Consider the following 19,977-nt stretch of genomic DNA (forward strand, 5'->3'; position numbering starts at 1 on the left):
TTCGCACCTGAAGAAGTAAACCGCATGCTCCACCAAGCCTTGGTTAAGCTCGGGACTGGATCGCGGTGACCCGTAGACCGCGACCTATCGGGACGAAAGGGCGGTCGACGATGGCGTGGACCTGGCGGTACCGCGAGGCCGACGGGGCGGACCCGCTGGCAGGTGACCTCCCCGCGGAGTCGTTCACCTCGCGCGGCGACGCGGAGAGCTGGCTCGGCGAGAACTGGGGCGAGCTCACCGAGGGCGGAGTGGACCGGGTCGTCCTGCTGGAGGACGGCAGGGAGGTCTACACGATGTCCCTGGAACCCGCCGAATGACCGACGGGCCCCGGCCCCTTCCGGGGGCCGGGGCCCTGTTCTCCCCGGGCCCTCCCGCGCCGGCGGGGTCCGCGGGCGCCGGAGGGCGCCGGGCGCGGACCGCGGCGGAGCGAGGGTCCGGGAACACCGCTTAGGCGCGGATGTCCTCCGGGCTGCGGGTGAGCGCCGGGTCGCGGTCGACGCTGTCGCCGAGGATCTCGTCGATCCGGGCCAGCAGCTCCGCGTCCAGCTTCACGCCGGCCGCCTGGACGTTGTCCCGCACCTGCTCGGGCCGGGTGGCGCCGACGATGGCGGTGGAGACGTTGTCGTTCTGCAGGACCCAGGCCACGGCCAGCTGGGGCAGGGTCAGACCCGCCTCGGCGGCCAGCGGGGCCAGCTTCTGCACCCGCTCCAGCAGCTCCTGGTCGCCGACCCGGTCGGCGATGAAGTGCTTGCTGTTGGGGTCGGTGGCCCGGGTGTTCTCCGGCAGCGGCGCGCCCGGCTTGTACTTGCCGGTGAGGATGCCGCCCGCGATGGGCGACCAGACGACCTGGCCCAGCCCCTCGCGGCGGGACACCGGGACGACCTCGGACTCGATGACCCGCCACAACATGTTGTACTGCGGCTGGTTGGAGACGATGCGGTCGAACCCGGACTCGTCGGCGATCTTCAGGGCCCGCTCGATCTGCTCGGCGTTCCACTCCGAGACGCCCACGTACAGGACCTTGCCCTGGCGGACCAGGTCCTCGAAGGCCCGCAGGGTCTCCTCCAGCGGGGCCCCGTGGTCGAACCGGTGGGCCTGGTACAGGTCCAGGTAGTCGGTGCCCAGGCGGCGCAGGGTGTCCTCCACGCCGCGGATGATGTGCTTGCGCGACAGGCCCCGGTCGTTCTTGCCCGGGCCCATCGGCCAGTAGACCTTGGAGAAGATCTCCAGGCCGTCGCGGCGCTCGCCCTTGAGCGCCCGGCCGAGGACCTCCTCGGCCTTGCCGCGGGCGTAGACGTCCGCGGTGTCGAACGTGGTGATGCCGGCGTCCAGGGCGGCGCGGACGCAGGCGACGGCCGCGTCCTCCTCGACCTGGGAGCCGTGGGTGATCCAGTTGCCGTAGGCGATCTCGCTGACGGCGAGACCGCTCTTGCCGAGATGGCGGAATTCCATGGCGGGCACTCTAGCCGGGTACCGGGTCCTTCCGCGAGGGCGGCCCCGGCGGCCGTGGGAACGCTCCCACCGGCCTCCGCGGAGAACTCGGGGAAAGATCGGGGAAGCCCCGGGGCGGTCCCGGGGAAAGACGGGGGAGAAGGTCGGGGGCCGGTGCGCGCACGCGCACCGGCCCCGGGTGTCCGTGGGGGGCGCGGGCCCCGTCCCGGGTCCGCGCTAGTGCGGGACCGGGACCTCGCCGACCTTGACCTTCGGCTTGGGCAGCCGCAGCCGGCGGAACTGGATCTGGCGCATGACCGCGTACCAGCCGATGCCTCGCAGCATGTCGTCGTCCGGGTAGTGCTCGGCGGCCTCCCGCTTGACCCGGCGCGAGGTGAAGACGCCCTCGATGATGAGCGACACCATCATCAGCGGCCAGGCCACGTACGCCACACCGACCTGGAAGATCGGGCTGGGCACCATGATCAGCAGGATGATGACGATCGACAGCGGCAGGAAGAACTCGCTGAGCGTGCGGCGGGAGTCCACCAGGTCACGGGCGTAGCGGCGGGCCGGGCCCAGGTCGGCGGGACGGTAGAACCGGGCCTCGTCGGCGGGAACGCCCTTGAGGCCGCCGGAACTCACCTTGCTGACGCCTCGTTTACGTTCGGAGCGGGCGCGGTGGATCTCGTAGGCCTCCTTGCGGGTCTCCGGAGCCTTGACCAGCTTGCGCGGGTTCGACTCGGATTCCTTGCGCTTGGGGGTGGGCACACCCTTCTTAGGGGTATATCCCTTAGGTTGGGTGGCCTCAGAGGCCTCGGGGCTGGCGGATTCGGTGGTCTTCGAATCCGTGTCTGCGGAAGCGGAGCGACGTCGGAACACACCCTCAGGGTAGCCGGTCACAGCTTTATGGCGACCGCGGGTCAGACCGCGTAGGGTTGGGCGAAGCGCCCGCTGGGAACAGCCGATGTACGCACCGAGAAGGGGACGGCCACGCCGATGAGCGTGTTTCAGCGACTTTCCATGATCTTCAAGTCCAAGGCCAACAAGGCCCTGGACTCGGTCGAGGATCCCAGGGAGACCCTCGACTACTCGTACCAGAAGCAGCTCGAACTGCTGCAGAAGGTCCGGCGCGGCGTGGCCGATGTCGCGACCTCCCGCAAGCGGGTCGAGCTCCAGATCCAGCAGCTCGAGCAGCAGTCCTCCAAGCTGGAGAACCAGGGCCGGGCGGCCCTGACCCAGGGCCGGGAGGACCTCGCCCGCGAGGCCCTGACCCGCCGCTCCGGTCTCGCCCAGCAGATCGACGGCCTGCGCGAGCAGCACGCCAACCTCCAGGGCGAGGAGCAGAAGCTCACCCTGGCGGCCCAGCGCCTCCAGGCCAAGGTGGACGCCTTCCGTACCCGCAAGGAGACGATCAAGGCGACCTACACCGCGGCCCAGGCCCAGACGCAGATCAGCGAGGCCTTCACCGGCATCTCCGAGGAGATGGGCGACGTCGGCCTGGCGATCCAGCGCGCCGAGGACAAGACCGCCCAGATGCAGGCCCGGGCCGGGGCCGTCGACGAGCTGCTCGCCTCCGGCGCGCTCGACGACGTCACCGGGTCCGGCCCGCGCGACGACATCCAGGCCGAGCTGGACCGCATGGCCAGCTCCAGCGGTGTCGAGGCCGAGCTGGAGCGCATGAAGCTCGAGCTGGGCGGCGGCGGGTCCTCCTCCACCCCGCAGATCGAGGGCGGCAACAGCGGCTCGGGACGGGGTGAGGGCGCGTGATCGTCCGCATCATGGGCGAGGGCCAGGTGGACCTCACCGACGCCGACCTCGACCTGCTCAACTCGTTCGACTCCGCCCTGGAGACGGCGATCGAGAAGGGTGACGAGGCCGCCTTCCGCAAGGCGCTGCACGACCTGCTCGACAAGGTGCGCGAGCACGGGACGCCGCTGGCCGCCGACGCGCTGGAGCCCTCGCAGTTCATCCTGCCGCACGCCGACGCCGGCATGGACGAGGTCCGCCAGATGCTGCAGGACGACGGCCTGATCCCGGGCTAGGGCCGCTTCCCGGGTCCGGGCCGTTTCGCCGGTCTCCGCCACCACCGTCCTCGGCGGGGCCGGCTCGGTGCCTGCGCATGCTGTTCCGGAGCCGCCGCGACCTCCCGGTCGCGGCGGCTCCGGCGTGTTCACGTGCGGTTTTCACCCCTTTCTCACCTTCGCGAACTAGACTCCGAGGCGTCCGGACCAGTGGGAGGGGCGCAGCGCATGGCGGGTTCCAAGTTCACTCCTGACCGAGGCCTGACCGGCCGGATGGCCCTCACCATGTTCCTGTTGGTCCTGGTGTACGTCGCCTTCGTCGTGGGGCTGGTCGCCGTCGGGCTGAACATCTGGCTGGTCCTGGTCATCGTCCTCGCGTTCGCGCTGTTCAGCTACTTCTCCTCGGACCGGATCGCCATGTTCGCGATGGGAGCCAAGGAGGTCTCCCCCCAGCAGGCGCCCGAGCTGCACGCGCTCATCGACCGGCTGTGCGCCATGGCCGACATGCCCAAGCCCCGGGTGGGCGTCGCCGACACCGACGTGCCCAACGCCTTCGCCACCGGGCACAGCCGCAGGACCGCCGTCGTCTGCGTGACCACCGGTCTGATGCGCCGCCTGGACGGGCCGGAGCTGGAGGCGGTGCTGGCCCACGAGCTGTCCCACATCGCCCACCGCGACGTCACGGTCATGACCGTGGCCGGCTTCCTGGGCATCGTGGCCGGGTTCCTCACCCAGGCCGGGCTGCGCTTCGCCGCCTTCTCCGGGGCGAGCCGGGGGAACAACAACGGCCCGGCCCCGGCGGTGGTCGCCCTGCTGGTGGTGCTGGTCAGCGCCGTCGCGTGGGCGCTGAGCTTCCTGCTGACCCGGGCGCTGTCGCGCTACCGGGAGCTGGCGGCCGACCGGGCCGCCGCCTACCTCACCGGGCGCCCCTCGGTCCTGGGCAGCGCCCTGACCAAGATCACCGGCGACATGGCGCGGATCCCCAGCCGGGACCTGCGCCAGGTGGAGCCGTTCAACGCCTTCTTCTTCGCCCCGGCGTTCACCAAGGGGTTCAGCCTCAACAGCCTGATCGCCACCCATCCGCCGGTGGAGCGGCGCCTGGCGCAGCTCTCCGACATCTCCCGGCAGCTGGGCCGGGGCGCCTGAGATCCGTTCCCGCCGAGGAGGCAGTGTGAGTTTCTGGAGAGCCCTGCTGGGCCGGTCCGAGCCCGTCCGTCCCGACCTGGACGCCCTCTTCGGGCTGCCGTCGGCGGCGGTCACCCTGCGCGCGGCGGCCGGCTTCCGCCCCACCGGGACGGGGTCGGTCGCCTTCCGGCCAACGGAGGGGGCGGCCTTCGCCGACCTGGAGAAGGACATCACCGCGCTGCTGGAGGCCGGGGACGGGCCGCCGGTCGGCCAGGTCGCCGACGAGTACGGCTACACGTGGCTGGTGGTGCGCTCCGACCACCCGCCGACGGAGCAGGGCGAGGTCACCGACCCCGACATCACGGGGCTGGTCACCTCGCTGCACGCGGTCAACTCCACCCTGGAGGAGAACGGCTACGGGCCCTCGCTGCTGTGCTCGCTGGTGGGCTTCACCGACGGGCGGCGCTCGCTGGGCCTGGTCTACCTGTACAAGCGCGGGACCTTCTACCCGTTCGCGCCGCTGCCGGGGCAGCGCCGTGACAACGCCCTGGAGCTCCAGGCCGAGGCGGCCATCGGCGGGGACCTGCCGCTGGAGTCCGACCGGTCGCGCTGGTTCCCGGTGTACGGCGCACCCGGCCTCTGATTTCCGTATCTCGGAAACAAAAGTCCGGGATATGAATTTTTCTGGCGCCGAACCCTGGTGCGGAGCCGCGTGACCCAGCACACTGAACACGTGCACATCGTGATCGCACCGGACAAGTTCGCCGGAACCCTCAGCGCCCTGGAGGCCGCCCGCGCCGTCGCCGACGGCTGGCGGTCCGTCGACCCCTCCGCCCGCATCGACCTGGTCCCGCTCTCCGACGGCGGGCCCGGCTTCGTCGAGGTCCTGCACACCGCCCTGGGCGGGACCCTGCGCGAGGCCTCCGTCACCGGCCCCCTGGGCGAGCCCGTCACCGCCCGCTACCTGCTCGTCGGCGACACCGCCTACGTGGAGAGCGCCCAGGCCTGCGGCCTGCACCTGGTCCCCGCCGGCCGGCGCGACCCCGCCCGGACCACCAGCGCCGGGGTCGGCGAACTGCTCGCCCTCGCCGTCGCCGACGGGGCCGGCACGGTCGTCGTCGGCCTGGGCGGCAGCTCCACCAACGACGCCGGGGCCGGGCTGCTCGCCGCCCTGGGCGCGACCCCCGCCGCCGACCTCGCCCGCGGCGGCGGGGCACTGGCCGACATCGACAAGGTGGACGTCGCCCCGGCCCGGGAGGCCGTCGCCGGGGTGCGCCTGGTCGCCGCCACCGACGTCGACAACCCCCTGCTCGGACTGCACGGGGCCAGCGCGGTCTTCGGCCCCCAGAAGGGCGCGGACCCCGCCCTGGTCCAGCGCCTGGACCTGGCCCTGACCGCCTTCGCCGACCGGGCCGACTCCGAGGGCGCGGCCCGCTCCGAGCCCGGCGCCGGCGCGGCCGGCGGCCTGGGCTTCGCCCTGCTGCTGCTCGGCGGCGCCGTGGAGTCGGGCATCGGCCTGGTCCTGGACGCCGTCGGCCTGGCCGGGCGGCTGGCCTCGGCGGACCTCGTCGTCACGGGGGAGGGGTCCTTCGACTCCCAGTCCCTGCGCGGCAAGCTGCCCCACGGCGTCGCCCGCCTGGCGGGGGAGCACGCCGTCCCCTGCGTGGTCACCGCCGGGCGGGTGGCGGTCGGCCGGGCCGAGGCGGCCGCCGCGGGCATCACCGAGACCTACTCCCTGGTCGAGTCCGCCGGCTCGGTGGCCGCCGCGATGGAGCACCCCGCCCGGGAGTTGCGGGACCTGGCGGCCTCGGTCGCCCGCCGCTGGAGCCGCTGAGCACCGCCGTCCGGTCCCGCCGTCCGGTGTGGCGGCGGAGCCGGATGGGTACCCTGGTGGAACACGCGCAAGTCAGCCCGTACCGGACCCCGCGACCGGGGCCGGGAGGGCCGGACGGACACGGCGGCGGCGCGTCGGAATGCGGCGCCGGGTCCGGGTGTTGGCACCCGTTGAAGAGGACATCCGTCCCGGCGGCGGGCGTCAGACCGGGGCCGCGGGCGCAAGCGGGCCGCAACCCCTTTCCACGAGGAGCTTTACACGATGACGGTTCAGAGCGAGACCACCGAGGGGATCATCCTCACGGAGGGTGCGTCCAGCAAGGTCCGGGCGCTTCTCGAGCAGGAGGGCCGGGACGACCTGCGCCTCCGCGTCGCGGTCCAGCCGGGCGGCTGCTCCGGGCTTCGCTACCAGCTCTACTTCGACGAGCGCGAGCTCGACGGCGACATCGTCACCGACTTCGGCGGCGTCGAGGTCGTGACCGACCGGATGAGCTCCCCCTACCTCGTCGGAGCCACGATCGACTTCGTCGACACCATCGAGAAGCAGGGCTTCACCATCGACAACCCCAACGCCACCGGTTCCTGCGCCTGCGGCGACTCCTTCAACTAGGGCGCGCGGCCCCGGGACGAGCCGGGGACGCCGACGGCCACCGACGGGAGGGCGGACCTGATCCGCCCTCCCGTCGCCGTGTGTGGGGCCGAACACGGGTCGGTACCCTGGGTCAGTCCGAAAGGGCGCCGTGAGCGCGCCCGGAGCAGTGTCCGGCCCCGGGCCGGCGCGTCCCGACCAAGGAGACCTCGTCCCGTGCGTATCGCGGTTGCCGGATCCATCGCCACCGATCACCTGATGTCCTTCGAGGGGCGGTTCGCGGAGCAGATCATCCCCGAGCAGATCCAGCAGTTGTCCCTCTCCTTCCTCATCGACGAGCTGGACGTCCGGCGCGGCGGCGTCGCCGCCAACATCTGCTTCGGACTGGGCGGGTTCGGACTGTCCCCCGTCCTGGTCGGCGCGGCCGGCGCCGACTTCGAGGACTACCGCGCCTGGCTGGACCGCCACGGCGTGGACACCTCCCACGTCTACATCTCCGAGCTGCGGCACACCGCTCGGTTCATCTGCACCACCGACCGCGACCAGAACCAGATCGCGTCGTTCTACGCGGGCGCCATGGCCGAGGCCCGCAACATCGAGCTCCAGCCGATCGCGGACCGCCTGGGCGGCCTGGACCTGGTCCTGGTCGGCGCCGACGACCCGGCCGCGATGGTCCGCCACAGCGAGGAGTGCCGCACCCGGGGCATCGCCTTCGCGGCCGACCCCTCCCAGCAGCTCGCCCGCATGGAGGGCCCGCAGGTGCGCACCCTCATCGAGGGCGCCGCCTTCCTGTTCACCAACGAGTACGAGAAGGCCCTCGCCGAGCAGAAGACCGGCTGGTCCGACGCCGAGATCCTGGCCCGGGTCGGCACCCGCATCACCACCCTGGGCGCCAAGGGCGCCCGGATCGACAGCGCGGGCGAGCCGAGCGTCCACGTGCCCGCCGCCGTCGTCGGCGACCTGGTCGACCCGACCGGCATGGGCGACGCCTTCCGCGCCGGGTTCCTGGCCGCCCACTCCTGGGGCCTGTCCCTGGAGCGCGCGGCCCAGGTGGGCAACGCCACCGCGGTGCACTGCCTGGAGGTCGACGGCCCGCAGGAGTACACGCTCACCGGCGCCTCGCTGCTGGACCGCCTGGAGCGCTCCTACGGCGCGGAGGTCGCCGCCGAGGTCCGCCCGTTCGTCTAGGGTCCCCGGACCCCGTAGAGTAGACAGTCGTGACCCCGCGTCCCGTGCGTTCGCATGCCCGGGACGCGACCGCACGGCTCCCGTCGTCCTTCTTCGGCGGGTCCGCCGTGCCCGCCGGTGCGCTGAAACGCGTGCCGGTGCAGAGCCCGAACCGTCCGCGCGGGGTCACCGCGACGGTGGGGAACCCGCTCCGCTCGCGCCGCCAGGCGCACGGGGCCCGGGCGTGCCCGCACGCCTCCCAGTTCTAGGTCAGCCTTACCTGGGATTCCCCGCATTCCATGTGAAAGGACATTGCATGCGCTACACCGGACCCAAGGTGCGGTTGTCGCGGCGCGCCGGAATGCCGCTGACCCGTAAGGCGGTCAGCTACTTCGAGAAGCGCCCCTACCCGCCCGGTGAGCACGGCCGCCGCGTTCGCCGCAACAGCAGCGACTTCGCCGTCCGCCAGGCCGAGAAGCAGAAGGTGCGCTGGTACTACGACCTGACCGAGAAGCAGCTGGTCAGGATCTACGAGAACGCCAAGAAGCGCCCCGGCCGCACCGGTGAGGAGATGCTGGCCGAGCTGGAGCTGCGCCTGGCCACCGTGGTTCTGCGCGCCGGCTTCGCCGCGTCGATCTACGCCGCCCGCCAGTTCATCAACCACGGCCACATCACCGTGGACGGCAAGAAGGTCGACATCCCGTCGTACCAGGTCAAGCCGGGCCAGATCATCGAGGTCCGGGAGAAGTCCCGGTCCATGGTGCCGTTCGTCGAGGCCGCCGAGGGCGTCCACGCCGACGACAAGATCGCCGGGTTCCTGGCGGTCAGCCACAAGGACCTGCGCATCGCGGTCGTCGACCGCCCCAAGCGCGAGCAGATCCCGGTGCCCTTCGACGAGCAGCTCGTCGTCGAGTTCTACGCCCGCTAGCGGGCCGGCGTCCCCGCGGCGCCGCCGGAGCGAGGATCGGCCGTACGGACCCCCGGGTCCGTGCGGCCTTTCTCGTGCCCCGCACCCCCCGGGATTCGGTGTGCCCGAATCGTTACCCAACCGGAGCCGGAATCCGGAACGGTTCAGTACATGCGCCGGATGTGAAAAGCGCTACCCCGCGCGAGGGGCACCTCCGCGACGAACTCGTGCATCTTCATCCGGCACCAGGCGGGGATGTCCGCCTTGGCGGCGGGATCGTCCGCGGTGACCGCGATGACCCCGCCGATGGGCACTTCGTGCATGCGCTGCGCCACCCAGATGATGGGGATCGGGCACTTGCGGCCCACCGCTTCCACGGTCACCGACGCCGTGATCGCCCCGGGCAGCGGCCGTCCCTCGGACACGGGAACCCCCTGTGCGTTGTCGTTCCGTGTCCCAATCTTGACCCCTCCCGCCCGGTAAGGCGAACCCGGTTAAGGGTGCCGTAAACCCAGCGATACGCTCACCTTGTTCTCTCCCCGTGGGACGCCGGAGATCGGACGCACCCGCTGTGGACGCGGGCGCCGCCCGACACCCGGACGGGTGCCCCGGCCGCCTCACGGGGGAGGGGCCCGGGGGAACGCCGGGCCGTGCCTCGCCGACGCCGGAGGGGATCACCCCCGGCGCGCGGACGGGCCCGGCTCCGCGGACCACCGAGCGTCCCGTATCACGGGCCTTCGGCAACACGCTGACCAGGCAAGCCCATGAACGGGACCCTGGGCGGTTCGCGATAATGTTTCCCCCTGACAAGCTTTGGATACTTAGGCCGCCCGTGGAAGTCCACGGGCTACACCGCTGGGAAGGCAATCCGTGAGTCCGACCCGCCAAGAAAATCGGCGCTCCACTCTGCGCCGATGGGCACCACGCGGCGCCGCGCTCGCCGTGCTGGGGCTGGCCGCGACCGGCTGCGCGTCGAACGAGCTCACTCGTTTGGGCATGCCGGAGCCGATCACCGAGCAGGCCGAGCGTGTTCTCTCGCTCTGGCAGGGTTCCTGGGTGGCGGCGTTCGCGGTCGGCATTCTCGTGTGGGGGCTGATGATCTGGTCGATCATCTTCCACCGCAAGCGCTCTGAGCAGCTGCCGCCCCAGGTGCGCTACAACATGCCCATCGAGGCGCTCTACACCGTTCTGCCGATCGTCGTCATCGCGGTGCTGTTCTACTTCACCGCGCGCGACCAGAGCTACCTGCTGGACACCGAGCAGGAGGCGGACGTCCACGTCGAGGTCGTCGCGTTCCAGTGGGCGTGGCAGTTCAACTACCTGGACGCCCCCAAGGACGAGGGCGGCGAGGTGCTGTTCTCCGAGGTGGGCACGCCCAACCCGGACGGCACCGCCGACCCCTCCACGCAGTCCACGCTGGTGCTGCCGGAGAACGCGGTCGTGCACTTCGACCTGTACTCCCCGGACGTCATCCACTCGTTCTGGATCCCGGCGTTCGGTTTCAAGATGGACGTCGTCCCGGGCCGCGACAACGCGTTCCAGGTGAACCTCAACGACGGCACCGCCGGCGAGTACATCGGCCGCTGCGCCGAGCTGTGCGGTGTGGACCACACCCGCATGCTCTTCAACGTCGAGGTCCTGCCCGAGGACGAGTACGAGGCCTGGGCCGCCGAGCAGGAGCGGGCCGCGGCCGCCGATGAGACCGAGGCCGCCGAGGCCCCCGACACCCCGGACTCGGGTGAGGGCTCCGGCGCCGAGGGCTCCAACGCGGAGGGCACGGGCTCCGGTGCCGACGAGGCCGAGGAGACCAACGAGTAATGAGCACGACCACCACCCCCACGCACAGCGCCACGCAGGGGCTGCCGGGCCGCAAGGGCTCGATGATCGTCAACTGGCTGACGTCGACCGACCACAAGATCATCGGGTACATGTACCTGATCACCTCGTTCGGCTTCTTCCTCTTCGGCGGGGTCCTGGCGCTCCTCATGCGCGCCGAGCTGTTCCTCCCGGGCATGCAGGTCATGTCCAACGAGCAGTTCAACCAGATGTTCACCATGCACGGCACGATCATGCTGCTGATGTTCGCGACCCCGCTGTTCGTCGGGTTCTCGAACATCATCATGCCGCTGCAGATCGGCGCCCCCGACGTGGCGTTCCCCCGGATGAACCTGTTCGGGTACTACCTGTTCCTGTTCGGCAGCCTCATCGCCATCAGCGGGTTCATCACCCCGGGCGGCGCCGCCAGCTTCGGCTGGTTCGCCTACACCCCGCTGTCCGACGCGGTCCGCTCGCCGGGCCTGGGCGGCGACCTGTGGATCCTGGGCCTGGCCGTCTCCGGTCTGGGCACCATCCTCAGCGCGGTCAACTTCATCACCACCGGCCTGTGCATGCGCGCGCCCGGTATGACGATGTTCCGCATGCCGATCTTCACCTGGAACACCCTGCTCACCAGCGTCCTGGTGCTCATCGCGTTCCCGGTCCTGACCGCGGCCCTGATCGCCCTGGGCGCCGACCGCATGGTCGGCACGCAGGTCTACAACGCCGAGCACGGCGGTGCCATCCTGTGGCAGCACCTGTTCTGGTTCTTCGGCCACCCCGAGGTGTACATCATCGCGCTGCCGTTCTTCGGCATCGCGACGGAGATCCTGCCGGTGTTCAGCCGCAAGCCGATCTTCGGCTACAAGAGCCTCGTGGCCGCGACGATCGCCATCGCGGGCCTGTCCGTCACCGTGTGGGCCCACCACATGTTCCCGACGGGCGCGGTCCTGCTGCCGTTCTTCTCGTTCATGACGTTCCTCATCGCGGTCCCGACCGGTGTGAAGTTCTTCAACTGGATCGGCACGATGTGGCGCGGCCAGCTCACCTTCGAGACGCCGATGCTCTTCACCATCGGCTTCCTGGTGACCTTCCTCTTCGGCGGTCTCACCGGTGTGCTGCTGGCCTCCCCGCCGATCGACTTCCACGTCACGGACTCCTACTTCGTGGTGGCGCACTTCCACTACGTGGTGTTCGGCACCGTGGTGTTCGCGATGTTCGCGGGCTTCTACTTCTGGTGGCCCAAGTTCACCGGCAAGATGCTCAACGAGCCGCTGGGCAAGTTCCACTTCTGGCTGCTGTTCCTCGGCTTCCACGGCACGTTCCTGGTCCAGCACTGGCTGGGCGCCATGGGCTTCCCGCGCCGCTACGCCGACTACCTGCCCGGTGACGGGTTCACCGAGCTGAACCAGATCTCGTCGGTGTCCTCGTTCGTCCTGGCCGCCTCGACGCTGATCTTCTTCTGGAACATCTACATCACCGCGAAGAAGGCGCCCAAGGTCGAGGTCGACGACCCGTGGGGCTACGGCTGCTCGCTGGAGTGGGCGACCTCCTGCCCGCCGCCGCGGCACAACTTCACGTCGCTGCCGCGGATCCGGTCCGAGCGCCCCGCGTTCGACCTCAACCACCCGCACGCCGCCGCCCCGGGCGCGGTCCCCGTCGGCGCCACGAAGGAGTAGGGGCTCATGAAGACACAGGCCTATCTGTTCATGGGCGTCTCGACCTTCTTCGGTCTGGCGGCCGCCCTGTACATCTACTGGTCCTGGCAGGACACCGGGGCCATCGAGTGGACCGGTACGACGGCGCTGGTCGTCTCCATCGGCTTCGGCTGGATGGTCGGCTACTGGCTCTGGCAGGCGGCCCGCCGCAGCGAGCACTTCCACGGCCTCCCCGCGGAGGAGCGGCTCGACGGCGAGATCGCCGAGAACGCCGGCGAGTACGGCTTCTTCAGCCCGCACAGCTGGTGGCCGATGTTCGTGGCCATGGCCGTGGCGTTCACCGCGGTGGGCGTGGCCATCGGCTGGTGGATGGTGATCATCGGCGGCTTCGCCATCATCCTCACCGCCATCGGCTGGGTCTTCGAGTACTACCGCAAGGAGTTCCAGCACTAGCCGGAACGCCTGGCACCCGCCCCGGCGGCGACCGCACGGTCGCCGCCGGGGCTTTTCCGTGCCCGGACACTGCGGCGCGGCGGGTGGTCGAGGCGCATGAGTGGCAAATGCCGGGATTTCCCCCATGTCCGTTGTAACCTCTTAATCACTTAACGTGACATCTGGGGGTTCTGTCATGAACCGACGAGTCCGGCTCGCGGGGCGCCTGGCCACCGGCACGGTCGCGGTGGCCCTGGCGGCCACGGCCTGCACGGCCGCGGAAGAGGAGCCGAAGGAGGCGCCCGGCCCGCGGATCTCCATCAGCCCGGCCCCGGGGGAGGCCGGGATCGCGCCCAACACACCGGTGCGGGTCTCCGTGGAGGGCGGGGTCCTCACCGACGTCACCGTCGAACAGGTCGACCGGGAGCAGTGGGCCGCGGCGGAGGCGGGGCGGACGGACGGGCGGGGCCCCGCGCGGGCACCGGTCACCGGAACGCTCTCGGAGGACGGCTCGGCCTGGGTCAGCGACTGGAACCTGGCCCCCGGCGGGGTCGTCTCCGTCTACGCCACCGCCCGGGACGACGGCGGCGAGCGCACCGAGGTCGTCTCCACGTTCGGCACCCACGCGGTGGCCGGGGAGGACCGCCTGGCCGAGCCCTTCGTGCTGCCGCAGGACGGGCAGACCGTCGGGGTGGGCATGCCCGTCGTCGTCACCTTCGAGGAGCCGGTGGAGAACCGCGAGCAGGTCGAGAACTCCATGCACGTGACCTCGGAGGAGGCCACCGAGGGGGCCTGGAACTGGCCGAACGAGACCACCGCGGTGTTCCGGCCGAAGAAGTACTGGGAACCGCACCAGAAGGTCACCGTCGACCTGCGGCTGACCGGTGTGGAGGCCTCCGAGGGGGTGTTCGGCACCGAGGACCGGCGCATCGGGTTCGAGGTGGGCCGCGAGCTCATCGCCACCATGCACGTCCCCGAGCACCGGATGCACGTGGAGGTGGACGGGGAGCGCGTCCGCTCCATCCCGGTCAGCAACGGCAAGGGGGAGCGGCACTTCAACACCACCACGTCCGGGATCCACGTCCTGATGGAGAAGTACAGCAGGCTGGTGATGGACTCGGCGACCGTCGGCATCCCGGCGGGATCGCCCGGCTACTACCGGGTCGAGGCCGACTGGGCGGTGCGCACCTCCAACAGCGGCGAGTTCACCCACGCCGCGCCCTGGAACGGGAGCATCGGCTACGCGAACCGGTCCAACGGCTGCACCAACATGTCGGTCTCCGACGCCCGCTGGTTCCACGACAACACCCTGATGGGCGACGTGCTGGAGACCACCGGCACCGCGCGGGAGCTGGAGTGGGACAACGGCTGGGGGTTCTACCAGCGCTCCTGGGAGCAGTGGCTGGAGCACAGCGAGACGGGCGAGCCGCAGGCGACCGACTCCGACGGCCCGCCCGGCGGCGTCCACGGAGAGGGCCTGTGAGGTCCCCTAGGCCGTCAGAAGACCTGTGAGGCGTGCGCGGGCGCGGTCCCAGGACCACTCCCGCTCCACCCACTCCCGGCCGCGTGCGCCCATCCGGGCGGCGCGGTCGGGGTCGCGCAGGAGCCGGACGAGCGCCCGGGCGGCGGGACCGGGGAGGGAGCCGTCGACGACGTGCCCGGTCTCCCCGGGCAGGACCGCGTCCGGGGCGCCCCCGGAGTCGCCCGCTACCACCGGCAGCCCGGTGGCCGACGCCTCCAGGTAGACGATCCCCAGGCCCTCCACGTCCAGGCCGCCCCGCCGGGTGCGGCAGGGCATCGCGAACACGTCCCCGGCGTCGTAGTGGGCGGGCAGCTCCGCGGCGGGGACCGGGCCGGTGAACACCACCGAGTCCAGGCCGGCGGCCGCCGACCGCAGCCGCCCGGCGTAGGGGCCGTCGCCGACGATCAGCAGCGCCGCGTCGGGCACGTCGGCCAGCACCCGGGGCCAGGCGCGCAGCAGCGTGTCCTGGCCCTTGCGGGGCACCAGCCGGGAGACGCACACCACGACCGGGCGGCCGCCCAGCCCGTGCCGCGCGCGGACCTGCTCCCCGCCCGCGCCGGGGTGGAACCGGCCGGTGTCCACCCCCGGCGCGACCCGCCGCATCCGTGCCGCGGCGGGAGCGGACAGGGCGCGGGCCAGGCGCCGCCGGGAGTACTCGCCCAGGTAGGTGACGGTGTCGGTGGTGTCGCCGATGCGGCGCAGCGCCTCGCGCGCCCCCGGCACCAGCGCCCACCCCGTCTCGTGCCCGTGGGTCAGCGCCACCTGGCGGCCCACGGCCTCCCGCAGGGGCCCGGCGGCCAGCCCCAGCGGTGCCGCCGCCCCGTACAGCACCGAGTCGCAGTCCTCCAGCCGGGCGATGGCGGCCGCCCGCCGCACCACCCGGGGCGAGGGGAGCAGCACCTTCGCGGCGTCGCGCACGACGGGGAACGGCAGCCGCAGGTCGAAGCCGGGGTCGGCGGCGCCGTCCGCGGTGGAGGGGGAGGACGTGTACACGACGACGTCGGGCAGGCGCAGCGCCACCTCGTGGACGAAGGCCTCGATGCCCCCGGCCCGGGGCGGGAAGTCGTTGGTGATGATCAGCGTTCGCGGCACGCCACGAGCGTAGCGGCCCCCGCGGCACGGAGCCCCGCACCGAAATGCCGGTGCGGGGCCCGAAGGAGCGGAGCGGGTCCGCAGGGCGCGCCCTACGGGCGGACGGCCGCGACGAAGTTGGACCGGTAGTAGTCGTTGAGGGCGACCTCGCCGATGGGCTTGCCCGAGGTCGAGGCATGCACCATCATGCCGTTGCCCGCGTACAGGCCCACGTGGCTCGGGCTGGAGCCGTAGAAGAACAGCAGGTCGCCGGGCTGCTTGTTCTCCCAGGAGACCCGCTGGCCCGCGTTGACCTGGTCGTAGGTGGTGCGCGGCAGGCTCACGCCCGCCTGCGCCCAGGCGGCCTGGGTCAGGCCGGAGCAGTCGTAGCCGTTGGGGCCGGTGCCGCCCCACACGTAGGGCTTGCCGATCTGGGCGTAGGCGAAGTCCAGGGCGACCCGGGCGTTGCCCGAGGCCGGACCGGTGTAGCTGGAGCCGCCCCCGCCGGAGCCCCCGGTGGAGCCGCCGGTGTTGGCGGTGTTGGAGGTGGCCGCGGCCCGCTCCTCCTCGGTCAGCTCGCCGAGCAGGGCCTCCTGCTCCTCCATCTTCTCCTCGGCCGCCTCGGTGGCCTCCTCGGCCTCCTTGAGGGCCTCGGCGGCCTCCTCCTCGGTCTCCTCGGCCTCGGCCTCCAGCGTTTCCAGCTCCTCCAGTTCCTCGAGGTACCGGTCGAGGCTGGCGTTGTGCTGCTCGGAGAGGTAGGTCAGGTCGGCCTGGTGGAACATCGCCTCCTCGGGGGCGCCCGAGCCGATCAGCTGGGTGGGGGAGGTGAAGTCCGTGCCGGTGTAGGCGAGGTTGGCCAGGGTGCGCACGCCGCGGCCCAGCTTCTCCACCCGCTCCTGGGCCTCCTCGAGGTCCTCTCGGATGTCCTCGAGCTTCTCCTCGGCGACCTCGTGGTCCTCCTTCGCCTCGTTGTAGGTCGCGTTGAGCTCGGCGAACTCCTCTTCGAGGCGTTCGATCTCCTCGCGGACCTCATCGGCGGTCGGCTCGGCGTACGCGACCGACGCGGGCAGCAGGAACGCTCCGCAGGACAGGACGGCAACGACCGATATGCGGCGCGATACGGACACGGTGGGAAACACCTTCCTCAAGGGAGGCGCCGACCGGAACAGGGGCTTCCGGGGTGCGGTGCGGGGGACCGGACCGGCGCGGTGAAGGGGCCGAAAGACGTTCGGCGTTGAACACTAGTGCATCCCCGGGGCGCTCTCAACCTTTTCGTGATGTTCAGAACCATGGCCGGATATGGCCGAAAAGGGGGCGTAAGAAACCGCGGCGAGAGCGGACACGACGGCCCTTCACCCGGGAACGCCGCGAGGCCGCCCCCCGTGGAAGGGGACGGCCTCGGCGGGACCGGGAGTGCGTCAGGGGCGCACGGCGAACTCGAACACGCCGCCCCAGTAGGCGGCCAGTCCGACCACCTCGATGTTGCGGCCGGTGCGCGGGGCGTGCACCATCTGCCCGCCGCCCGCGTACAGGCCGTTGTGGCTCAGCCCGGTGAAGAACATGATGTCGCCCGGCTGGAGGGCGTTGATGTCGTAGATGCGGTTGCCCACCTCGGCCTGCGAGTACGTGGTCCGGGGCAGGTCCACGCCGCCGGCGCGCCAGGAGGCCTGCACCAGGCCGGAGCAGTCGTAGCCGTTGGGGCCGGTGCCGCCGTAGATGTAGGGCTTGCCGATCTGGGCGTAGGCGAAGTCCAGCGCGGCGCCCGCGCTGCCCGAGGCGCCGCCCGTGTAGGACTGGCCGCCGGAGTCGTTGGCGCCCTCGGTGGAGGCGTCGGCGTCGGGGAACTCGGCGAGCAGCTCCTCCTGCGCCTCGATCTTCTCCTCCACCTCCTTCTTGGCCTCCTCGGCCTCCTCCAGCGCCTCCTCGGCCTCCTTCAGAGCCTCCTCGGACTCGTCCTTGAGGGAGAACAGGCGCTCGGCGGACTCGCCGAACTCGTCCAGCTGGGTCTGGTGGGTCTCGGAGAGGTAGGTGAGGTCGGCGTTCTGCTCCAGCAGCCCCTCGGGGCCGTCGGAGGTCAGGATGTTGGTGATCGAGTCCAGGTCGCCGGACTGGTAGGTCGCGTTGGCGAGCTTCTGGACCTTCTCCTTGAGGGCCTCGTAGTTCTCCTGCTCGTCCCCGACCTGCTCCTCGAGTTCCTCGTACCGGGCCTCGGCGACCTCGTGGTCCTCCTTGGCCTGGTTGTACTCCTCGACCGCGGTGGAGGCCTCCTCGTTGAGGCGCTCGATCTCCTCCTCGACCTCTTCGCGGGTGGGGTCCGCGTGGGCGGTGCCGGGGACGAGGAGGGAGCTTGCGACGACCGCTCCGATTCCGGTCGAGGCAGCGATGCGGCGAGCCGTACGCCGACCACCGGTGTTCTTCATGGCGGGCCACGCTCCTTGGGGTGTGAGAAGTCCGCACGGGGGTGCTGGGGAGAACACGTACAAGGGGAGCACCCGCGTCCGGGACGCGGGCACCGGGCGTGAGTGTGCGGGACCCACCGGGGACACACGGGTGGTGTTCTATCCGGTAGAGCACTCACGTTCCCGGTAGAACCTAGCGGACCGTACGGCACGGCTCAACCACACGGTCGAACACATGGCGAGGATCTCAGGGGGGCACGGAAGCGGATGCGGTGCCCCGGGCACCGCACCCGCGTCAGCCGTGCGACTCCAACCTGCGCAGGAAGATGGGCGAGGAGATCGCCCGCGCCCCGGCCCGGCGCACCGCGCCCACGATCTCCCGGTCGGAGGTGACCACGGCGATCGGCCGCCCGGGCGGCTCGGCCCGCACCAGGCGCACGATCAGCTCGTCCGCCGTCTCCCCGGGCGCGCTGAACAGCAGCCGCACCCGGCGGGTCTGGGCCACCGCCGGCGGGGCGTCCACGTCGGCCCCGTCGAAGACACAGGTGATCTCCGCCTTGGTGCGGCTGGCCAGCCCCTCCAGGGAGGACAGCAGCCGGGTGCGCTGGTCGGCCAGGGGCAGGGTCCCGTAGCCGGTCTTGGTGACGTTGTAGCCGTCCACCAGCAGGTGCACGCGCGGCACCGTCAGCAGGTGTTCGAGCAGGCCGGGGTCGTCGTCGGGCAGCCCGCCCAGCGACACCCGGCGGCGCTCGTCCGCCTCGGCCGCCACCAGGTCGGCGGGGGAGTCCACCGCGGCCGGCAGCGCGAGCTCGCGCCGCAGCCCGTGGGAGGCGTCGACCAGCACGTCCAGCAGCACGCGCAGCCGCGCCTCGTCGGCGTTGCGGCCCGCCCGCACGGCCCGCCGCGCGTTCTCCACCTGCGCCTCCGCCGCCGACAGCCGGGACTTCAGCCGCCGGTTCTCCGACTCCAGGGCGCCGACCCGGCCGGTGGCCTCCGCGGCGCGCTCGTCGGCCTGGAGCGCCGCCTGCTCGGCACGGGCCGCCGCCTCCCGGGCACGGCGGCGTTCGGTGTGCACCTTCTGGCGCAGCTCCGAGATCTCGGCCTTGTGCTCCTTGAGCTGGGCGCGCAGCCGGTCCGTCTCGACCCGGTGCTCCTCGCGGGCCTGGGCCAGACGGCGGTTCACCTCCTCCAGGGCCTCGGCGGCCTCGTCGGCCTCCTTGGCCCCGGCCTCACGGTCCAGCTCGCGGTGGACGCCCTCGACGATGTCGGCCCACCCCGGCGGCCGCAGCAGGTACGCGCAGGCCCCCACCGCCACGGGGTCGGCGGCCGGGGGCACCACACCCGAGCGCAGCCCCTCGGCCAGCTCGGGCCACACCTGCTCGACCCGCTCGGCCACCAGGGACCGGAACTCCGGGTCGGTCTCCAGCTGTGCGGCGATCTGCGGCCCGGCCAGCCGGGCCCGGCGGCGCGGCTCGAACTTGGCCACCCGCCGCAGCGGGGCGGGCAGCTCGGCGGCGCGCATGCCGCCCAGCACGTCGGACCCGTAGTCGATGACCCGGGAGCGCACGGCCTCGGGCAGGGGGCGCAGCAGCCGCTCCCCGTCCTCCCCGCGGCCGTGCGCGGGGGCCGCCCCGTTCCCGGAGTCGCCGGCCTCCGGGCGGGTGCTCATGCCCGACCCGTCGGGCTCTCCGCCGAAGTGTCGGAGACCGACCGGTCGGCGTCGGGGCGGGCGATGGTCTCGATGCGGTCCGTGGCCCCGCACCAGCGGCACTTCACCTGCTCGATCGTCTCGGACAGCACGGTGCGCTCCTCCACCCGCCCCTCACCGGACAGGTCCAGGTGCACGAAGTCCTGGGAGCGGACCGTGCGCGTCACGTCGAACCGCGTGAGGTTGCCGCATCCGGTGCACCGCCACCGCTCATTGTCACCCGGCATCGCGATCCCCACGGTTCCTCCTCTTGATCGGGTAAGTGCGGGACTTACGTCCCGACACCCACATCTTTC

General features: G+C 71.7%; 21 protein-coding genes. 13 read left to right on the top strand and 8 right to left on the bottom strand.

Annotated elements, in window-relative coordinates; all coding sequences use genetic code 11:
- Positions 1-110 precede the first annotated feature (110 nt).
- Positions 111-317: a hypothetical protein gene (locus tag KGD84_RS09385; RefSeq protein ID WP_220559876.1), complete on the top strand. Its 207-nt coding sequence runs from the start codon at positions 111-113 to the stop codon at positions 315-317.
- A gap of 130 nt (positions 318-447) precedes the next feature.
- Here KGD84_RS09385 and KGD84_RS09390 read toward each other — a convergent pair whose 3' ends face one another.
- Together KGD84_RS09390 and KGD84_RS09395 are read right to left on the bottom strand one after the other, a co-directional pair.
- A complete protein-coding gene (locus KGD84_RS09390; RefSeq protein ID WP_220559877.1) occupies positions 448-1,452 on the bottom strand; it encodes an aldo/keto reductase family protein in 1,005 nt (334 codons plus the stop codon).
- A 216-nt stretch (positions 1,453-1,668) separates the two neighbouring features.
- Positions 1,669-2,334, bottom strand: coding sequence for a DUF3043 domain-containing protein (locus KGD84_RS09395; protein ID WP_220559879.1), 666 nt, complete (start codon positions 2,332-2,334; stop codon positions 1,669-1,671).
- A 96-nt stretch (positions 2,335-2,430) separates the two neighbouring features.
- Here KGD84_RS09395 and KGD84_RS09400 point away from each other — a divergent pair, with 96 nt between their 5' ends.
- From KGD84_RS09400 to rpsD, 8 genes are all read left to right on the top strand, one after another.
- Positions 2,431-3,201, top strand: a complete 771-nt coding sequence (locus KGD84_RS09400; protein WP_220559880.1) for a PspA/IM30 family protein — start codon at positions 2,431-2,433, stop codon at positions 3,199-3,201.
- Entirely contained in the window at positions 3,198-3,476 is a 279-nt protein-coding gene (gene pspAA / locus KGD84_RS09405; protein WP_220559881.1) for a PspA-associated protein PspAA, read from the top strand. The genes KGD84_RS09400 and pspAA overlap by 4 nt, the downstream gene beginning before the upstream one ends.
- A gap of 207 nt (positions 3,477-3,683) precedes the next feature.
- Positions 3,684-4,601: a zinc metalloprotease HtpX gene (gene htpX / locus KGD84_RS09410; protein WP_220559882.1), complete on the top strand. Its 918-nt coding sequence runs from the start codon at positions 3,684-3,686 to the stop codon at positions 4,599-4,601.
- Between the two features lie 25 nt (positions 4,602-4,626).
- The gene (gene pspAB / locus KGD84_RS09415) at positions 4,627-5,223 is read left to right on the top strand and encodes a PspA-associated protein PspAB (RefSeq protein ID WP_220559883.1); all 597 of its coding nucleotides are present in this window, start codon (positions 4,627-4,629) and stop codon (positions 5,221-5,223) included.
- 90 nt (positions 5,224-5,313) lie between these two features.
- Positions 5,314-6,414, top strand: coding sequence for a glycerate kinase family protein (locus tag KGD84_RS09420; RefSeq protein WP_220565640.1), 1,101 nt, complete (start codon positions 5,314-5,316; stop codon positions 6,412-6,414).
- 261 nt (positions 6,415-6,675) lie between these two features.
- Positions 6,676-7,023, top strand: a complete 348-nt coding sequence (locus tag KGD84_RS09425) for a HesB/IscA family protein (protein ID WP_220559884.1) — start codon at positions 6,676-6,678, stop codon at positions 7,021-7,023.
- A 195-nt stretch (positions 7,024-7,218) separates the two neighbouring features.
- On the top strand, positions 7,219-8,190 hold the full coding sequence (locus tag KGD84_RS09430; protein ID WP_220559885.1) for a carbohydrate kinase family protein: 972 nt from the start codon (positions 7,219-7,221) through the stop codon (positions 8,188-8,190).
- 295 nt (positions 8,191-8,485) lie between these two features.
- Positions 8,486-9,097 (top strand): 30S ribosomal protein S4, encoded by a 612-nt coding sequence (gene rpsD / locus KGD84_RS09435; protein WP_220559886.1) that lies wholly within the window; start codon positions 8,486-8,488, stop codon positions 9,095-9,097.
- Positions 9,098-9,240: 143 nt separating this feature from the next.
- Here the strand turns inward: rpsD and KGD84_RS09440 are convergent, their stop codons facing one another.
- A complete protein-coding gene (locus KGD84_RS09440; protein ID WP_255646423.1) occupies positions 9,241-9,501 on the bottom strand; it encodes a sulfurtransferase TusA family protein in 261 nt (86 codons plus the stop codon).
- 445 nt (positions 9,502-9,946) lie between these two features.
- On the opposite strand from KGD84_RS09440, the gene ctaC reads away from it, so the two are divergent.
- The 4 genes from ctaC (at position 9,947) to KGD84_RS09460 (ending at position 14,464) form a co-directional block, all read left to right on the top strand.
- On the top strand, positions 9,947-10,894 hold the full coding sequence (gene ctaC, locus KGD84_RS09445; RefSeq protein ID WP_478354365.1) for an aa3-type cytochrome oxidase subunit II: 948 nt from the start codon (positions 9,947-9,949) through the stop codon (positions 10,892-10,894).
- Positions 10,894-12,570: an aa3-type cytochrome oxidase subunit I gene (gene ctaD, locus KGD84_RS09450; protein ID WP_220559889.1), complete on the top strand. Its 1,677-nt coding sequence runs from the start codon at positions 10,894-10,896 to the stop codon at positions 12,568-12,570. Before ctaC ends, ctaD begins: the two co-directional genes overlap by 1 nt.
- A gap of 6 nt (positions 12,571-12,576) precedes the next feature.
- Positions 12,577-13,002, top strand: coding sequence for a cytochrome c oxidase subunit 4 (locus tag KGD84_RS09455; RefSeq protein WP_220559890.1), 426 nt, complete (start codon positions 12,577-12,579; stop codon positions 13,000-13,002).
- A gap of 175 nt (positions 13,003-13,177) precedes the next feature.
- Positions 13,178-14,464 (top strand): L,D-transpeptidase, encoded by a 1,287-nt coding sequence (locus KGD84_RS09460; protein ID WP_220559891.1) that lies wholly within the window; start codon positions 13,178-13,180, stop codon positions 14,462-14,464.
- A 6-nt stretch (positions 14,465-14,470) separates the two neighbouring features.
- Here the strand turns inward: KGD84_RS09460 and KGD84_RS09465 are convergent, their stop codons facing one another.
- The 5 genes from KGD84_RS09465 to KGD84_RS09485 all read right to left on the bottom strand — a co-directional run bounded on the left by KGD84_RS09465 (position 14,471) and on the right by KGD84_RS09485 (position 19,920).
- A complete protein-coding gene (locus tag KGD84_RS09465; protein WP_220559892.1) occupies positions 14,471-15,595 on the bottom strand; it encodes a glycosyltransferase family 4 protein in 1,125 nt (374 codons plus the stop codon).
- Between the two features lie 92 nt (positions 15,596-15,687).
- Complete coding sequence (locus KGD84_RS09470) at positions 15,688-16,701, bottom strand: C40 family peptidase (protein WP_255646424.1); 1,014 nt, start codon at positions 16,699-16,701, stop codon at positions 15,688-15,690.
- Positions 16,702-16,992: 291 nt separating this feature from the next.
- The gene (locus KGD84_RS09475) at positions 16,993-17,994 is read right to left on the bottom strand and encodes a C40 family peptidase (protein ID WP_220559894.1); all 1,002 of its coding nucleotides are present in this window, start codon (positions 17,992-17,994) and stop codon (positions 16,993-16,995) included.
- 274 nt (positions 17,995-18,268) lie between these two features.
- On the bottom strand, positions 18,269-19,642 hold the full coding sequence (locus KGD84_RS09480) for an NYN domain-containing protein (RefSeq protein WP_220559895.1): 1,374 nt from the start codon (positions 19,640-19,642) through the stop codon (positions 18,269-18,271).
- Positions 19,639-19,920 (bottom strand): hypothetical protein, encoded by a 282-nt coding sequence (locus KGD84_RS09485; RefSeq protein ID WP_220559896.1) that lies wholly within the window; start codon positions 19,918-19,920, stop codon positions 19,639-19,641. Before KGD84_RS09485 ends, KGD84_RS09480 begins: the two co-directional genes overlap by 4 nt.
- Positions 19,921-19,977 lie beyond the last annotated feature (57 nt).

Source organism: Nocardiopsis changdeensis (assembly GCF_018316655.1).
In the GTDB taxonomy this organism is placed as follows: domain Bacteria; phylum Actinomycetota; class Actinomycetes; order Streptosporangiales; family Streptosporangiaceae; genus Nocardiopsis; species Nocardiopsis changdeensis.

Bases quoted from the DNA above. Each gene is read 5' to 3' on its own strand.
- KGD84_RS09385 (WP_220559876.1), top strand. From the start codon at position 111: ATGGCGTGGACCTGGCGGTACCGCGAGGCCGACGGGGCGGACCCGCTG.
- KGD84_RS09390 (WP_220559877.1), bottom strand. From the start codon at position 1,452: ATGGAATTCCGCCATCTCGGCAAGAGCGGTCTCGCCGTCAGCGAGATC.
- KGD84_RS09475 (WP_220559894.1), bottom strand. From the start codon at position 17,994: ATGAAGAACACCGGTGGTCGGCGTACGGCTCGCCGCATCGCTGCCTCG.
- ctaD (WP_220559889.1), top strand. From the start codon at position 10,894: ATGAGCACGACCACCACCCCCACGCACAGCGCCACGCAGGGGCTGCCG.
- KGD84_RS09455 (WP_220559890.1), top strand. From the start codon at position 12,577: ATGAAGACACAGGCCTATCTGTTCATGGGCGTCTCGACCTTCTTCGGT.
- rpsD (WP_220559886.1), top strand. From the start codon at position 8,486: ATGCGCTACACCGGACCCAAGGTGCGGTTGTCGCGGCGCGCCGGAATG.
- KGD84_RS09460 (WP_220559891.1), top strand. From the start codon at position 13,178: ATGAACCGACGAGTCCGGCTCGCGGGGCGCCTGGCCACCGGCACGGTC.
- KGD84_RS09425 (WP_220559884.1), top strand. From the start codon at position 6,676: ATGACGGTTCAGAGCGAGACCACCGAGGGGATCATCCTCACGGAGGGT.
- KGD84_RS09400 (WP_220559880.1), top strand. From the start codon at position 2,431: ATGAGCGTGTTTCAGCGACTTTCCATGATCTTCAAGTCCAAGGCCAAC.
- KGD84_RS09480 (WP_220559895.1), bottom strand. From the start codon at position 19,642: ATGAGCACCCGCCCGGAGGCCGGCGACTCCGGGAACGGGGCGGCCCCC.
- htpX (WP_220559882.1), top strand. From the start codon at position 3,684: ATGGCGGGTTCCAAGTTCACTCCTGACCGAGGCCTGACCGGCCGGATG.